The sequence below is a fragment of the Burkholderia sp. MSMB1826 genome (genome assembly GCF_001526325.1).
In the GTDB taxonomy this organism is placed as follows: domain Bacteria; phylum Pseudomonadota; class Gammaproteobacteria; order Burkholderiales; family Burkholderiaceae; genus Burkholderia.
The window spans coordinates 541,549-556,164 of record NZ_LOYN01000015.1 but is presented as its reverse complement, the minus strand read 5'-3'; the positions used below and the strand labels follow the sequence as shown (position 1 = coordinate 556,164).

The window sequence follows — 14,616 nt, the reverse complement described above, 5'->3', positions numbered from 1 at the left end:
TGCTCGATCCGCGCTCAGGAGACGGCAATGACCCGCAACCCGCTCGATGCATCCCGACGGCTACACGCAGCCGGCACGCGGCCGCACGGCGCGACCGCTTCGGTCGACGCAGGCCGCGACCGGGCGATCCGCTACTTCGGCCGTTCATTCGCATGAACCGCATCGGACAAGTCGTGCTCGCCGCCGATCTCGCGGGCACGGCGGTGTTCGCGATCGAAGGCGCCAATGCGGCGATCGGCGCCGGACTCGATCTGTTCGGCGTGATGGTGCTGTCGCTCGTCGTCGCGCTCGGCGGTGGCGTGATTCGCGACCTGCTGATCGGCGCCCGCCCGCCGAGCGCCGTGAGCGACTGGCGTTATCCGGCGCTCGCGTTCGCCGCCGGACTGTTCGCGTTCGTGTTTCATGCACGGGTCGCGTCGTTCTCGCCGTCGCTGCTGACGACGCTCGATGCGGCCGGCCTCGCATTGTTCGCGGTCGCGGGCGCGGTGAAGGCGCTCGAATTCCGCGTCCACCCGTTCATTGCGACGCTGATGGGCGCGGTGACCGGCTGCGGAGGCGGCGTCGTGCGCGATCTGCTGCTCGCGCGGATACCGGTCGTGCTGGTCACGGATATCTATGCGAGCGCGGCGTTGCTCGGCGCGGTCGTCGTCGTGTCGTGCCGGCGACTCGGTTGCCCGCCCGTCGTCGCGGCCGTGCTCGGCGGCGTCGCGTGCTTTGCGCTGCGGATGGCGGCGGTGCGCTTCGGCTGGCAGTTGCCGAAAATTGCCGCGGGGGCGTAGGGCCGGCGCAAGCCCGCGATTAGCGCGAGCAGGACCCAAGCGCCCGTTCACGACCCCTTCGTCGCCGCCGGCGCGTCGAACACGCGATCGAACGCCCACTGGAACACGAACGCGTAGCAGAAGAAGAATGCGAACAGCCCGATATCGACGACGAACGCATCGAGCCACGAGATGTCGAGCCACCACGACACGACCGGCACGAGGATGAAGATCAGCCCGCCTTCGAATCCGGTGGCGTGCAGGATCCGCCGCCCGAGCGTACGCGCCGGTTGCCGCCGCGACGCTTCCCAGCGTTCGAACAGCGCGTTGAAGATCATGTTCCACAGCATCGCGATCGCCGACATCGTCGCCGACAGCGCACCCGAATAGACGAGGTCCTGCTGGAAGATCGCCGCGATCGCGGGCGAAATGCAGGAAATGGCGATCGTTTCGTAGAGCACCGCCTGCGTGATCCTGCGCGGTAGGCCTTGCACGGGGTTCCTCCGGTTCGACGGCGGCGCCATGCCGCGACGTCCCGCAAGGCTAGCCGCGTTGCGCACCCGCTTCAATTCACCTAATCTCACCCCGATTGAATCGAATTCAACCCGGCCGCATCCGGCCCGCGAGGCTCCGTGTTCTCGAAAATCCCCCTGACCGCTTTGCGTGTATTCGAATCGTCGGCACGGCTGGGCACGTTCAAGGCCGCCGCGGACGAGCTGTCCGTGACGCCGGCTGCCGTGTCGCACCAGATCAAGTCGCTGGAGAGCCGCGTCGGCGTGCTGCTGTTCGAGCGCGGGGCGGGCGGCGTGCGGTTGACCGAAGAAGGCGAGCGGCTGTTTCGCGCGAGTCACGATGCGTTGCTGGCATTGAGCCGCGGGCTCGACGCCGTGCGTCCGGATGCGGCCGACGAGCGCCCGCTCGTGCTGACCACCACGCCGGCCTTTGCGGCGATGTGGCTGATTCCCCGTCTCGGTGCGTTTCGCCGCGTCGATCCGCACCTGCACATCAAGGTCGAAACGGGGAACGCGCTCGTCGATCTCGAACGCGATGCGCGGATCGATCTCGCGATTCGCGCGACGTCGCGCCAGTTTCCCGCGCTGCACGAGATTGCGTTGATCGACGAGTATTTCGGCGCGTATGCGGCCGCCGGCTTCGATGCGGATCGCACCGACGAGCCGCTCGACCTGATCGAGACCGTGTGGGATACACCGCTGCCCGTGTCGGTCGACTGGGCGTCGTGGTGTCGCGCGGCGGGCCGGCAGGCGTGGCTCGAACGCGCGGTGTTTCGCCATTACGACGACGAGCATTACGCATTGCAGGCCGTGCTGCACGGGCAGGGTATCGCGCTGCTCAGTTCGGTGCTGGCCGCCGAGCATGTCGAGCGCGGTGCGTTGATGCCGATCGAGCCCGCGGTGCGGCTCGACGGTGCGCGCTTCGTCGCGCTGTGCCGGCCGGGGCGCGAGCGCGAGCCGCAGGTCAGGCGGTTTCTCGACTGGCTCGAAGCGGAAATCGCACGGACGCGCGATGCGGTGGCGCGGATGGCGCCCGACGCGTCTCGCGCCGCTACCCGAACCTGACGCAATACACCGGCGGCAAATGCGCCGATACCTGTCGCCAATGGTCGCCGCCATCGACGGACGTCCATAACCCGCCCGTCGTCGAGGCCATCGCGAGGCGCGTGCCGGAATCGTCCACCGCGAGCCCATGCCGGTACACGAGGTCGTACGCGGGCGCGGCCGGCAACCCGTTCGACAGGCTCTCGAAACTGCGGCCGCCGTCGCGCGTGCGCGTGACGACGAACCGCCCGTTCACCGGAATCCGGCATGCGTCCTTCACGGCCGGCACGAACCACGCGGTATCCGGTTCGTGCGGATGCACGGCCACCGCGAAACCGAAGCTCGACGGTTGCGCTTCGATGCGGCGCCAGTGTTCGCCGCCGTCGGTCGAGCGGAAGATCGCGCAGTGATGCTGCGTCCACAGCACGTCCGGATTGGCCGCGCACTGCACGACGCGGTGCGGATCCTGCATGTTCGGCTCGCCGCGTCGCTCGGGCGGCATGTAGTCGGCTTCCATGCCTTCCGCGGTCACGCGCCAAGTCGCGCCGCCGTCGACGGTCTGCCAGACGCCGCCGCACGAGATGCCGACGGCGACGTGCCGGCTGTCGCGCGGGTCGACCATTACCGAATGGATGCCCGGCGCGTCGTACCCGCCGCCGCCCCATTCGGCGCGTTCGGGGCGATCCCACAGCGCGCGGTTGAGTACCCATGAATCGCCGTGGTCGTCGGAGCGGAACAGGCCGCCGGGAATCGTGCCGGCCCACAGTACGCCGGGCTCGTCGGTGCCGCCGGCTTCGAGCGACCAGATCTGCTGAAGGGTCCACGGCGGCTGCGGCCCCGCCGGCTCGTCGTCGGCGTCGCCGCTGCCCGCGTGCGGGTCGGTGCGGGCGGCCGACGCGTCGGCGGGCTGCGGCGGATAAACCGGGGCCGCACATTCCTCCCAGTCGGTGGCGCCTGCGCGCAGCCGGTGCAGCTTCACGCCGAAATGGCCGAGATTGAGCGCCGCATACAGCGTGCCGTCGCGCGGGTCGGCGAGCGCCATGCTGACGGGCTCGCCGATGAAATGCGGTTCGCCGAGCGTCCAGCCGTCATGACCGTCGGGTTGCAGGACGAACAGGCCCTTGCGGGTGGCGACGAGCAGTCGATCGTTCATGCGATGTCTCCGGATGGTCCGCCTTGGCGCGACGGCGCTTGGTATGAGGGAATGCGGCGGTGCATCGGTCCCTTTATCCGCCGGTCAGCGCCTGCACGACATATACGCGGCTGGCGGCCTCGAGCGCGTCGGACAGGCGCTGCCGGTCTCGGATCGGCTGGCCGTCGATGAACACCGACAGGTGCTTTCGCAACGCGCCCTGATCGTCGACGATGTAGCCGCGCAGCCGCGGTTGCTCGCTGAAAATGGTGTCGAATGCTTCGCCGACCGTGTGCGCGTCGATGTCGCGCTCGGGCGTTTCGACATGCCGCTGGATCGATGCGGCGAAGAAGAGATGCGCCATGGCGGTAGCTGGCAGGAGCCGCACGAAGGGACGGCTTGTAGTTTAGGCGATCCGGCGGGCGCCGAAAGGGGAAACGGCGCTGCCGTGCGGGCGGCTGCTAGACCGGAATCGACCGCCCCCTGATCCGGATCCCGAGCCGCACGACGCCGATCACCGCATTCGACAGCCACGTGAGCCAGCGCGGCATCCCGCGCCGACGGATATCGAGCAGCAGCACGATCCGCACGGCGTCGCTGTCGTTCCATACCTCGTGCGTGAACGTGTCGTCCCACAGCAGGAAGCGGCCTTCGTCGAGCCGGTATTCGCGGCCGTCGACCTTCAGCACGGCGGCCGGCGTGCCGTCCGCGCGCCTGGGCATCGACAGCACGAGATACCCGCGCAGGATGCCGCGAAACGGCCCGCGATGCGGCGGGATGTGCTTGCCGGGCGCGAGGAACGACAGCGACGCGGACAGCACGTCCGGCGACGCCGCGACGAGCGACGCGACGGTCGGGCAGCGCGACAGGTTGCGCGCAAACGGCTGGCCGTACGCCTGCATGATGAACATGCGCCAGTCGCGTGCGTCGTTGGCCGAGATGTCGTACTGCTCGCGCATGATGTCGTGAAAGCGCGGGATGCGCGGCATGTCGCGTGCGACGTCGAGCGCCTCCGCGCGGATCGCGGGCCACGCGCGCACGAATCGCTCGGCATCCGGGAATGCGGCCGTGTCGAGCACCGCGCCGCTGTCGATATGGCGGTCGTACAGCCTGCGCAGCAGGGCGGCTGCATGGTCGTAAGCGGCGGACATGGTCGATCGATGAGCGGTCCGGATGAAGTGGTGGTCAGTCTGCCCGAAGCACGACGGGCGCTGCGTTACGTCAGGTTACGCCGGCTGACGAATGAATGACAGTTCGGTGAAGGTCCGGCGAGGGCGGCCCGACGGACCGGGAATAAACACGCTTCCTCCGTCGTCATACGGGTGTAGCACGTCGTCTCGTTGACTTCCGAAGGAGTGGAACATGAACAAGCACTGGCTGGTGGCCGCCACGGTGGCGGCGATGTCTCTCGCAGGTGTCGCGACGCAAGCGTCGGCACAGGCGCTCACGCGCGAGCAGGTCCGGCAGGAACTGATCGACGCCGAAAACAACGGGCTGCGCTTCGTGACCGATACGTCGTATCCGGATGTGAGCTCGCTGTTCCGGCAGCAGGTCGATCAGTTGCCGCAGCGGCAGGCCAGCACGGCAGTCGGCGGCGATCCGGCCATGTCGTCCGAAGCGGGCAAGCCGGCGGCGATGTCGCCGCGTCAACGCGCCGCCGCCTGCGTCGGCCCCGCGAGCTTCTGCGCGATCTATTTCGGAAGCTGATCCAGCCGCCTGCGTCCGCAGGTCACGCGTATCCCGTGGTCGATCGATACGTCACATTGAAGGAGTTCATGATGAAAACTTATATCGCAGTCCTGACTATGGTTGGCTCAATCGCCGGTCAGGCAGCATTCGCACAAGCGGCCGCGCCGCTCACGCGTGCGCAGGTTCGCGAGGAGTTGATGCGTCTGGAAGCGGCCGGGTACGACCCGGCGAAGGGCGACGACGGCGAGTATCCGGCCGACATCCAGGCTGCGGAAGCGAAGCTCGCCGAGCAGGAACGGGCGCGCATGGCGGCGTCGGTTGCGCACGCACCGGACGCCGGTATGCCGGCGCAAACCGGCGACTAGGTGTCGACATGATCGTGTGTCACGGCTGGCCGCCGTGTTCGCGGGACGGCAAATCGCACGCGCTTCGCGCCGCGCGACGTGCCCGAAGGGCGCCGGCTGAGACGCCGGTCGTGGCGCGCCGCTTCGCGCGGCGTCGCGATCAACTCGTCAACCGGTTCCGACCGACGGCGCGATCGATCACCACGGCATCATGCGCTGCACGACCTGGTCGCGCAGCACGAAGCGGTGCATCAGCGCGGCCGCCACGTGCACGCAGATGCCGGCGAACAGGACCCACGCGAGAATGCCGTGCACGTCGCCCATCGCGTGACCGAACCCCGAGCCGGCCGCCGACAGCGCCGGCAACGGAATGATGCCGACGAGCGTCACGGCCCACGCGCGTGACGACGCGTTGATCCAGCCGAGCAGCGGCACGACGATCAGCAGCAGGTAGAGTGCGCCGTGCGTGATGCCGGACAGCGCGCGCATCGCGGGCGACAGCTCGCTGGCAGGCGGGCGATGCGTCGCACGCCACAGCACGCGGCATGCCATCGCCGCGAGCAGCGCCGTGCCGACGATCAGGTGCGCGGCGATCAGGCCGACCGGCTGCGTGTCGCGATGTACGTCGGGCATCGTCCAGCCGATCGCGTATTGCGCGACGACCAGCGCCACGATCAACCAGTGAAGAAGGCGGGCAACGGCGTCGTAACGAGTGGGTGTGGACATGAAGGCTCCTGACGGGCATGGCGGGGCAGCGTGCGGCGGATTCTACGGCCGAATCCTTAACGAAACGTTAAGCGCGCGGCGCCGGTCGGCCTGCATCCGCCGACGGCAGCGTGATCGCCACGCCGAGGCCGTGGCCGCCGATGCCGGATTCGAACCGGACGGTGCCGCCGAAGTATTGCGCGATGCGGATCACGATCGACAGTCCGAGCCCGCTGCCGGGCGACGGCGTGCCGCTGCCGCGATAGAACCGGTCGCCGAGCCGTTCGCGCTCGCCGGGCGCGACGCCCGGCCCGTCGTCGCGCACGACGATGCATTGCTGCGGGCCGTCGTCGTGTACGCCGAGTTCGATGCGTCCGCCAGGGCGGCCGTACTTGATCGCGTTGTCGACGAGATTGTCGAGCAGGATGCCGATCAGGATCGGATCGGCGTCGATCATCCGTGCAGACAGGTCGCCACACACGATGTCGATGGCCTTGTCCGCGGCTTTCGACAGATGGCGGTCGACAGCGGCATCGACGAGTTCGCGCACGACGAGGGCACGCGCCGGAATGCGTTCGTACTCGTCGAGCCGTGCGAGCAGCAGCAATTGTTCGGCGAGCCGCGCACTGCGGTCGACGCCCTGCACGACGCGCTGCATCGCCAGTTGCTTGCGCGCGGGATCGTCGGTCGCGATGGCCACCTGGGCCTGCACCTTGATCGCGGCGAGCGGCGTCTTCAGTTCGTGCGCGGCGTCGGACGTGAACGCGCGCTCCCGGACGATCGATTGCCGCAGCCTCGCGAGCAGGCGATCGATCGAGTCGACCAGCGTGCGGACTTCGTCCGGCACGGTCGCGATGCCGAGCGGTTCGAGCGATCGGGCATCGCGTGCGCCGATCAGCGTGGACAGCGTCTTCAGCGGGGCGAGACTGCGCCCGATCGTCACCCACAGCAGCAGCGCCAGCAGCGGCAGTGCGATGACGAGCGGCTGGACGATGCCGCGTGCGATGCCGGTGGCCAGATCGCTGCGCGTATTCGACATCTCCATCACGCGCACCCGGCGCCCCGACGCGGGCGCGCGCAGCGCGTGCGTGCGCCATCGCACGTCGCGAATGACGATCGTTTCCGGTTTGCCGGACGCGCCGGGCGCGTCCGGCAAACCGGTGGCGTCGGCCGGCAGGCTCGACGCGACGACGTTGCCCTGTGCGTCGCGCACCTCGAACAGCACGTCGCGCGGCACGCGATCGCCGTCGGCATCGGGGCCGGACTTCGCATCGCCGCGGGCCAGTTCGACGCGGGCGTCGGGCGGGAAGCGCGCGAGACGGCCGAGGTCGGCCGCCGACAGATCGACGAGCAGCGACGCGTATTCGACGAGGCGCGCATCTTGCCATTCGCCGATCTCGCGCGTCGCGTGCCGGAAGCTGCCGAACACGGCGACGAGCCAGACGACGGTCACGCAACCGATCGCCATCAGCGACACGCGGCGTCGTATCGAGCCGGCGATCATGGGAGTTCGACCACGTAGCCGATACCGCGGACGGTACGGATCAATTCCGAGCCGAGCTTCTTGCGCAGGTTCGACACATGGACCTCGATTGCATTGCTTTCGATGCCTTCCTGCCAGCCGTACAGGCCGTCCTCGAGACGCGCGCGCGACTGCGGGATGCCCGGATGCGTGACGAGCTGAACGAGGATCGCCCACTCGCGCGACGTGAGCGCAATGCGCGCCGCATGGCGCGTCACGGTATGCGCGGTCAGGTCGATCGTGATGTCGCGCCAGACGATCTCATCGCCGGCACGGCCCTGCGAGCGCCGCACGAGCGCGCGGCAGCGGGCGAGCACTTCGGACAATTCGAACGGTTTCGCGAGATAGTCGTCCGCGCCGTCGTCGAGGCCGCGCACACGGTCCGCCACGGTGCCGCGTGCGGTCAGCACCAGCACGGGGACCGTATCGCCGGCATCGCGCAGCGCGCGCAGCAGTTCCGTGCCCGATTTGCCGGGCAGCCCGAGATCGAGTACGACGAGTGCGAAGCGCGTCGTCGCGAGCGCGGCTGCGGCCGCATGACCGTCGCGCAACCAGTCGACGTGAAAGCCGGCCTGGCTCAGGCTGGTCTCCAGGCCGCTGCCGATCAGGTCGTCGTCTTCAACAAGGAGGAGTCGCATGGTCGATTCGGGGTGCAGGCGTCTGCGATTGTACGAGCATGACTCTGCGCACCGTGAAACGGATTGTAATTGCGCTGCCGCAAATGTCGGCCGATTCTGAAGAACGCTTAAGGTTTGGCGCCGGCAATCCCGTTACCATCGGCGACGACATTTCCGGGGCGGCGTTCCGCTTCCCCCGATCCCGAATCGCTCGGGCGCGTCCGGCGCGAGCCGCCCGCACCCGGGCGCCAACCCGCGCCCCTTTCGATCGATATCCGTTCGATGCGCGTCGCCCGTACGGGAGGTTCGATCCTGATGGCATCCTCGACGATCGAGCGCTGGCGCGCCCACCTGCTGATCGCCGCACTCGCCGCCATGTTCATTCAATGCTTCGTGCTGGTTTCGTTGCTTGCATGGCGCGTACCCGAAGCATTTTTCACCACGATGACGTTCCGCGTCTGGACCGTCGTTGCCGTCGCCGCCGCGATCCTGTCGGCCCGTAAGCTTGCCGACGCGGCGTTCAAGGCTGCGCTGGCGTGCGGTTGCGTGCGTGTGACCGGAATCGATCGCCGCACGGTAGTCGTGTCATCCGATTGCGCGTACCGTCGGCTGGTCGTTCTTCATATCCGGCTCAACGGGAACCGGTACGGCGGCGTGCATGGGTGAGCCCGCGTGTGCGCCGCCGTTCGCTGCCACTGCGGTCGTACGGGTCATCACCGGGGGAAAGCATGGTTGTGTTGCATGTGCTGCGCGCGCTGGCCGGCGCGATGTCGATCGTCTGCGGGCTCGGCGTGGTGCTGGGCGTCGCGTACACGCTCACGGCGGGCGTGCTGGTCGGCCGGTTCTTTTCCCGGGCGATGGCGCCGCCGCGCACGTATCCGGGCGTCACCGTCGCGCAGCCGCTGCACGGCGACGAATGGGATCTCGTACAGCATCTCGAAAGCTACTTCGTGCAGGATTATCCGGGGCCGGTGCAGCACCTGTTCGGCGTGCACGATGCGGGCGACGCGGCACTCGCGGCGGTCAAGACGTTGCGCGCGCGGTATCCGGGCGCGAACGTCAAGGTCGTCGCCGATGCGCGGCTGTACGGGCCGAACCGCAAGATCGCCAATCTCGTGAACATGCTCGAACACGCGGAGCATTCGGTGCTCTGTCTCGCCGACAGCGACGTGGTGGTCGAGCGCGATTATCTGCGCGCCGTCGTCGGTGCGCTACAGCAGCCGGATGTCGGCATCGTGACGAGCGTGTATCGCGGCGTCGCAGCGCCGGGATTCTGGCCGGGGGTCGCCGCAGCGATGACGAACTACCATTTCCTGCCGGGCGTGATCACCGGGCTCTTCATCGGGCGCGCGCGGCCCTGCTTCGGCCAGACGATCGCCATCACGCGCGCGACGCTCGAACGCATCGGCGGGCTGACGCGCTTTGCCCATCATCTGGCGGAAGATCACGCACTCGGCGAAGCCGTGCGGCAAGCGGGCGCGCAGGTCGTCATTCCGCCGTTCGTCGTCGGGCATGCGTGTGTCGAAGAGACGTTCGCGCGGTTGTACGCACACGAATTGCGTTGGAGCTGCACGATCCGCGCGGCGGACCGGCTCGGTCATCTCGGATCGGTACTGATGCATCCGGTGCCGCTGGCGCTGCTGGCGGTGCTGTGCTCCGGCGGCACGGCCGCCGCGTGTGCGCTCGCGGTTGCGGCGCTGGCGTCGCGCGCCTGGTTGATGCTGAGAACGAGCCGCGCGACCGGCGCCGGCCTGCGCCGCGCATTCTGGCTGCCGTTCGTCGATCTCCTGCAGTTCGTGATCTTCGTATCGAGCTTCTTCTCGTCGCATGTCGTGTGGCGCGGCACGCGCTTTCGCGTCGACCGGCAAGGCCTGCTGTCGCCGGCGGGTGAGTCATGACGACGGAGCCGAACCTCGACGCCGCGGCGCCCGGCCGGGTCGCCCTGCGCGGCGACGCACGGCTTCGCCATGCGGGGCGCGCGATCGCGCTCGTCGGGCTGGCGCTCGCGGTGTGGCTCGTCTGGCGCGAGCATCCGCAAGACATTCTGCATCGGCTGCGGGCCGCCGGCGCCGGGCTGCTGGTCGCCGCGCTCGCGCACATCCTGCCGATGCTCGCGAACGCGTGGGACTGGCGGATGCTGATCCGCGGTCCGCGCCGGCCGTCGTTGCCGACGATGCTGAAACTCGTGTGGATCCGCGAATCGATCAACGGGTTGCTGCCGGTCGCGCGCATCGGCGGCGAGATCGTGTCGTTCGGATTGCTGCGGCAGGCGGGCGTGCGTCCGGCGACCGCCGTGGCCAGCCTCGTCGCCGACATGCAGCTCACGCTGATCAGCCAGCTGATCTTCGCGCTGGTCGCGATCGGCTATGTGCTCGAACGCGTGTCGTCCGATGCGGCGCGGGTGGCGGCCAACCTCGCGATCGGCATGGCCGCGCTGGTGCCGGTGCTGCTGCTGTTCGCGCTGGTGCAGCACGCGCGGCCGTTCGAACGCGCGATGCGCGTGCTCAACCGCGTCACGAGCGGCAAGGTGGTGGCGCTGGTCGGCGAATCGGCACGCACCGACCAGTCGATCCGGATGATCTGGAGAAAGACGGGCGTGGTCGTCCGCTATCTCGGGATCTGGCAGACGCTGCAGTTCGCGGGCTATGCGTTGGAAATCTGGCTGGCGCTGGTCTTCCTCGGCGCCGATCCGAGCTTTGCGCAGGCACTGGCGATCGAGGCGCTGATCCAGCTCGTGAGCAGCATCGCGTTCCTGATGCCGGGCGGCCTGGGGGTGCAGGAGGGCGGGTTCGTGCTGATCGGCGGGCTGCTCGGTTTCGACCCGCCGACCTGTCTCGCGTTGGCCGGCGCGCGCCGCGTGCGCGACCTGCTGTTCTATCTGCCGGGGCTGATCGCATGGCAGTGGGCGGCGGGTTCGGCGGCCCGGCCGGGTGGACCGACACGTGCGCCGTTGCCCGCCGGGGACGCCGCCGGGCCGCAGTGACGCGGCCCGACGCGACGCAGCCGGATTCAGCGCCGCTCGTCGGCGAGATGGCTGCGGATCACGTCCGCGAACGACGTGTCGCCTTTCAGCCCGAGCGCTTCCGCACGCGACGTATCCCAGCGGCCCGGCCAACTGCCGACGATCTTCTCGACGCGTTCGTCGGGCACATGGCGGATCAGCTTGACGACCGCGTCGCCCGCGACTTCGCGCAGCGCCGCGATCATCTCGTCGACCGACACCGACAGCCCCGGCAGATTGATCACGCGCTTGTTGCCGAGCTTCGCGGCATCGATCTCGCAACCGGCGACGAGCGCGTCGATCGCGCCGCGCGGCGACAGCAGCCACAGCCGTGTCGAGCCGGGCACCGGGCATACGCTTTCCTCGCCGTTCAGCGGCTCGCGGATGATGCCGCTCGCGAACGACGACGCGGCCGCGTTCGGGCGGCCGGGCCGCACGCTGATGGTCGGCAGCCGCAGCACGCGGCCGTCGACGAAGCCGCGGCGCGCGTAGTCGCACAGCAGCAGTTCGGCGATCGCCTTCTCGGCGCCGTATGACGATTGCGGGTTCAGCGCGGTGTCGTCCTGCACGACGTCGGGCAGCGCGCCGCCGTACACCGCGACGGAGCTCGTGAACACCACCCGCGGCCGGTGGCCGCGCGCGCGACACACCTCGAGCAGCGTGCGCGATGCGTCGAGGTTGATCCGCATGCCGAGATCGAAATCGGCTTCGGCTTGCCCGCTGACGATCGCCGCGAGGTGGAAGATCGCGCCCGTGCGCGTGTCGATCGCGCGTTCGAGCACCGCGCGATCGGCGATGTCGCCGACGATCGACGTCACGCGCGCATCGCCGAAATCGCTGCCCTGGACGACGTCGAGCAGCACCAGCTCGTCGATTGTCTCGACGCGGCCGTCGGGGCCGGTCAGTTCGCCGCGCTCGAGCAGCTTGCGCGCGAGACGCTGGCCGAGAAAGCCGGCGCCGCCGGTGATCAGTACTTTCATGTTCTTCATCCTTTCGGGGAATACGGGAATCACAGGTACGGCCGGAGCCAGCCGAGGCCTTCGGACGTGCCGGCCTTCGGCCGATATTCGCAGCCGATCCAGCCGTCGTAGCCGAGCGCGTCGATCAGCGCGAACAGGTACGGGTAGTTGAGTTCGCCGACGTCCGGCTCGTGGCGTTCCGGCACGCCCGCGATCTGGATATGGCCGATGCCCGCGAAATCGCGCTCGAGTTTCACCGCGAGATCGCCTTCGACGATCTGGCAGTGATAGCAGTCGAACTGCACTTTCAGGTTCGGCGCGCCGACTTCCGCGCAGATCGCCTGCGCGTCGTCCTGGCGATTCAGGAAATAGCCGGGCATGTCGCGCGGGTTGATCGGCTCGATCAGGATCGTGATGCCGTGCGCGGCGCCCGCTTGCGCCGCATGCCGCAGGTTCGACAGATAGGTGTCGCGATGGCGCGCGCGATCGGCGCCCGGCGGCACCATGCCGGCCATCACGTGCAGCTTCTTGTTGCCGATCGTGCGTGCATAGTCGAGCGCCTGGTCGATGCCGCGGCGGAACTCGTCCTCGCGGCCCGGCAGCGACGCGATGCCGCGTTCGCCCGCGGCCCAGTCGCCCGGCGGCGCGTTGAACAGCGCCTGTTCGAGGCCGTGCGCGTCGAGGCGCGCGCGGATGTCCTCGGCGGCGAAGTCGTACGGGAACAGGTACTCGACGGCCTTGAAGCCGTCGTGGGCGGCAGCGGCGAAGCGTTCGAGAAACGCATGCTCGGTGTACATCATCGAGAGGTTGGCGGCGAAGCGTGGCATGACGGCGGGTCCTGTGAATGAATGGGGCGGGGCGCCGTGCGCCCCGCGTCGAATGACGAATCGGCCGGCGACGGATCAGCGGTTCACGAGTTTCGCGGGCGTGAGCCACACGGCGATCGCGCCGATCACGAGCATCGCGGCCAGCACGTACATGCCGGACGACGTGCTGTGCGTGACGTCCTTCATGTAGCCGATCACGTACGGGCTCGCGAAACCGGCGAGGTTGCCGACCGAGTTGATGATCGCGATCCCGGCCGCGGCCGCGGAGCCTGCGAGGAACGCGGTCGGCAGCGACCAGAACAGCGGGGCGCAGGTCAGCACGCCGCCTGCCGCGAGCGACAGGAACACGATCGACACGGCCGTATTGTGCGAGTACGACGCGGCGACCGCAAACCCGAGCGCGCCCATCAGCGCCGGCACGATCAGGTGCCAGCGGCGTTCGCGGCGCTTGTCCGCGCTGTGGCCGAACAGGTTCATCACGACGATGGCGACGACGAACGGAATCGCCGACAGCAGGCCGATCTGCAGCGTATCGGTGATGCCGGTCGATTTCACGAGCGTCGGCATCCAGAAGGTGAGCCCGTACTGGCCGGTGACGAACGCGAAGTAGATCAGCGACATCCACCACATGCGCGGGTCCGAGAACACGGCCTTCAGCGAATGGCCGTGCTTCTGCCGTTCCTGCGGCTGCGCGGCGATTTCGTCTTCGAGCAGCTGCTTCTCGCGCTCGTCGAGCCACTTCGCGCCGCGGATGCCGTTGTCGAGATACAGGATCGTCGCGATGCCGACGAGCACGGCCGGCACGGCTTCGATCATGAACATCCATTGCCAGCCGTGGAAGCCCGAGCCGCCGTGGAAGCGCTCCATGATCCAGCCCGACAGCGGGTTGCCGAAAATGCCCGACACCGGAATCGCCGACATGAACACCGCGATGATCTTCGCGCGGCGATGGGACGGGAACCAGTACGTGAGGTACAGGATCACGCCCGGATAGAAGCCGGCTTCCGCGAGGCCGAGCAGGAAGCGCAGCACGTAGAACTGCGTCGGCGTCTTCACGAACGCGAACAGCGCGGACAGCACGCCCCACGTGATCATGATCCGCGCGATCCAGATGCGCGCGCCGAGGCGGTGCATCAGCATGTTGCTCGGCAGTTCGAACAGAAAGTAGCCCAGGAAGAAAATCCCCGCGCCGAGCCCGAACACGGTTTCGCTGAACGCGAGATCCTGCGACATCTGCAGCTTGGCAAAGCCGACGTTCACGCGGTCGAGATACGCGACCACGTAGCAGAGCATCAGGAACGGCACGATGCGCCAGAACACTTTCCTGTAGGTGCGGTCGAGTTCGCCCGACTGGGCGGCCGCGGCGGGCGAGCGGCTTGCGGCCGCGTCGAGAGCAGTCATCGTCGTGTCTCCAAGGACGTCGTGTGCCGGCGGCGCGTAGGCTGCCGGTTCGTATGCGTGTGCTGACGGAAGGGCCCGCGCACACTGCGGGCAGGTGAATCGGTA

At 68.4% G+C, this 14,616-nt stretch carries 18 protein-coding genes; 8 read left to right on the top strand and 10 right to left on the bottom strand.

The features are described from left to right. Positions 1–27 precede the first annotated feature (27 nt). Together WS95_RS35665 and WS95_RS09365 are read left to right on the top strand one after the other, a co-directional pair. Positions 28–156 carry a hypothetical protein gene (locus tag WS95_RS35665; protein WP_257139666.1) on the top strand — a complete coding sequence of 43 codons (129 nt, stop codon included), beginning with the start codon at positions 28–30 and terminating at the stop codon, positions 154–156. Continuing rightward, a complete protein-coding gene (locus WS95_RS09365; protein WP_059823438.1) occupies positions 153–779 on the top strand; it encodes a trimeric intracellular cation channel family protein in 627 nt (208 codons plus the stop codon). Before WS95_RS35665 ends, WS95_RS09365 begins: the two co-directional genes overlap by 4 nt. A gap of 47 nt (positions 780–826) precedes the next feature. Here the strand turns inward: WS95_RS09365 and WS95_RS09360 are convergent, their stop codons facing one another. After that, on the bottom strand, positions 827–1,252 hold the full coding sequence (locus WS95_RS09360) for a PACE efflux transporter (RefSeq protein WP_059823569.1): 426 nt from the start codon (positions 1,250–1,252) through the stop codon (positions 827–829). A 138-nt stretch (positions 1,253–1,390) separates the two neighbouring features. Here WS95_RS09360 and WS95_RS09355 point away from each other — a divergent pair, with 138 nt between their 5' ends. Beyond that, complete coding sequence (locus WS95_RS09355) at positions 1,391–2,335, top strand: LysR substrate-binding domain-containing protein (RefSeq protein WP_059823436.1); 945 nt, start codon at positions 1,391–1,393, stop codon at positions 2,333–2,335. On the opposite strand, the gene WS95_RS09350 is transcribed toward WS95_RS09355, so the two are convergent. From WS95_RS09350 to WS95_RS09340, 3 genes are all read right to left on the bottom strand, one after another. Further along, entirely contained in the window at positions 2,322–3,467 is a 1,146-nt protein-coding gene (locus tag WS95_RS09350) for a WD40/YVTN/BNR-like repeat-containing protein (protein ID WP_059823434.1), read from the bottom strand. The genes WS95_RS09355 and WS95_RS09350 overlap by 14 nt on opposite strands. 73 nt (positions 3,468–3,540) lie before the next feature. Next, on the bottom strand, positions 3,541–3,810 hold the full coding sequence (locus WS95_RS09345) for a MoaD/ThiS family protein (protein WP_034204180.1): 270 nt from the start codon (positions 3,808–3,810) through the stop codon (positions 3,541–3,543). A 97-nt stretch (positions 3,811–3,907) separates the two neighbouring features. Then, the gene (locus tag WS95_RS09340) at positions 3,908–4,597 is read right to left on the bottom strand and encodes an aspartyl/asparaginyl beta-hydroxylase domain-containing protein (RefSeq protein WP_059823432.1); all 690 of its coding nucleotides are present in this window, start codon (positions 4,595–4,597) and stop codon (positions 3,908–3,910) included. Between the two features lie 211 nt (positions 4,598–4,808). Here WS95_RS09340 and WS95_RS09335 point away from each other — a divergent pair, with 211 nt between their 5' ends. Both WS95_RS09335 and WS95_RS09330 read left to right on the top strand, forming a co-directional pair. Then, the gene (locus WS95_RS09335; RefSeq protein ID WP_059823431.1) at positions 4,809–5,153 is read left to right on the top strand and encodes a DUF4148 domain-containing protein; all 345 of its coding nucleotides are present in this window, start codon (positions 4,809–4,811) and stop codon (positions 5,151–5,153) included. Positions 5,154–5,224: 71 nt separating this feature from the next. Further along, entirely contained in the window at positions 5,225–5,500 is a 276-nt protein-coding gene (locus WS95_RS09330) for a DUF4148 domain-containing protein (RefSeq protein WP_059823567.1), read from the top strand. Between the two features lie 177 nt (positions 5,501–5,677). On the opposite strand, the gene WS95_RS09325 is transcribed toward WS95_RS09330, so the two are convergent. From WS95_RS09325 to WS95_RS09315, 3 genes are all read right to left on the bottom strand, one after another. Beyond that, positions 5,678–6,205 carry a cytochrome b gene (locus WS95_RS09325; protein WP_059781127.1) on the bottom strand — a complete coding sequence of 176 codons (528 nt, stop codon included), beginning with the start codon at positions 6,203–6,205 and terminating at the stop codon, positions 5,678–5,680. A gap of 67 nt (positions 6,206–6,272) precedes the next feature. Continuing rightward, positions 6,273–7,688 (bottom strand): ATP-binding protein, encoded by a 1,416-nt coding sequence (locus WS95_RS09320; RefSeq protein ID WP_059823429.1) that lies wholly within the window; start codon positions 7,686–7,688, stop codon positions 6,273–6,275. Beyond that, a complete protein-coding gene (locus WS95_RS09315; protein ID WP_059823427.1) occupies positions 7,685–8,344 on the bottom strand; it encodes a response regulator in 660 nt (219 codons plus the stop codon). Before WS95_RS09315 ends, WS95_RS09320 begins: the two co-directional genes overlap by 4 nt. 261 nt (positions 8,345–8,605) lie before the next feature. Here WS95_RS09315 and WS95_RS09310 point away from each other — a divergent pair, with 261 nt between their 5' ends. The 3 genes from WS95_RS09310 (at position 8,606) to WS95_RS09300 (ending at position 11,306) form a co-directional block, all read left to right on the top strand. After that, entirely contained in the window at positions 8,606–8,989 is a 384-nt protein-coding gene (locus WS95_RS09310; protein ID WP_034204186.1) for a hypothetical protein, read from the top strand. 62 nt (positions 8,990–9,051) lie between these two features. After that, on the top strand, positions 9,052–10,221 hold the full coding sequence (gene hpnI, locus WS95_RS09305) for a bacteriohopanetetrol glucosamine biosynthesis glycosyltransferase HpnI (protein ID WP_059823425.1): 1,170 nt from the start codon (positions 9,052–9,054) through the stop codon (positions 10,219–10,221). Then, positions 10,218–11,306 carry a lysylphosphatidylglycerol synthase domain-containing protein gene (locus WS95_RS09300; RefSeq protein ID WP_059823423.1) on the top strand — a complete coding sequence of 363 codons (1,089 nt, stop codon included), beginning with the start codon at positions 10,218–10,220 and terminating at the stop codon, positions 11,304–11,306. Before hpnI ends, WS95_RS09300 begins: the two co-directional genes overlap by 4 nt. Positions 11,307–11,332: 26 nt before the next feature. Here the strand turns inward: WS95_RS09300 and denD are convergent, their stop codons facing one another. The 3 genes from denD to WS95_RS09285 all read right to left on the bottom strand — a co-directional run bounded on the left by denD (position 11,333) and on the right by WS95_RS09285 (position 14,511). After that, positions 11,333–12,304, bottom strand: coding sequence for a D-erythronate dehydrogenase (denD, locus tag WS95_RS09295; RefSeq protein WP_059781209.1), 972 nt, complete (start codon positions 12,302–12,304; stop codon positions 11,333–11,335). A 29-nt stretch (positions 12,305–12,333) separates the two neighbouring features. Continuing rightward, positions 12,334–13,110, bottom strand: coding sequence for a 2-oxo-tetronate isomerase (gene otnI / locus WS95_RS09290; protein WP_059823421.1), 777 nt, complete (start codon positions 13,108–13,110; stop codon positions 12,334–12,336). Positions 13,111–13,185: 75 nt separating this feature from the next. Further along, positions 13,186–14,511 (bottom strand): MFS transporter, encoded by a 1,326-nt coding sequence (locus WS95_RS09285; RefSeq protein WP_059823420.1) that lies wholly within the window; start codon positions 14,509–14,511, stop codon positions 13,186–13,188. Positions 14,512–14,616 lie beyond the last annotated feature (105 nt).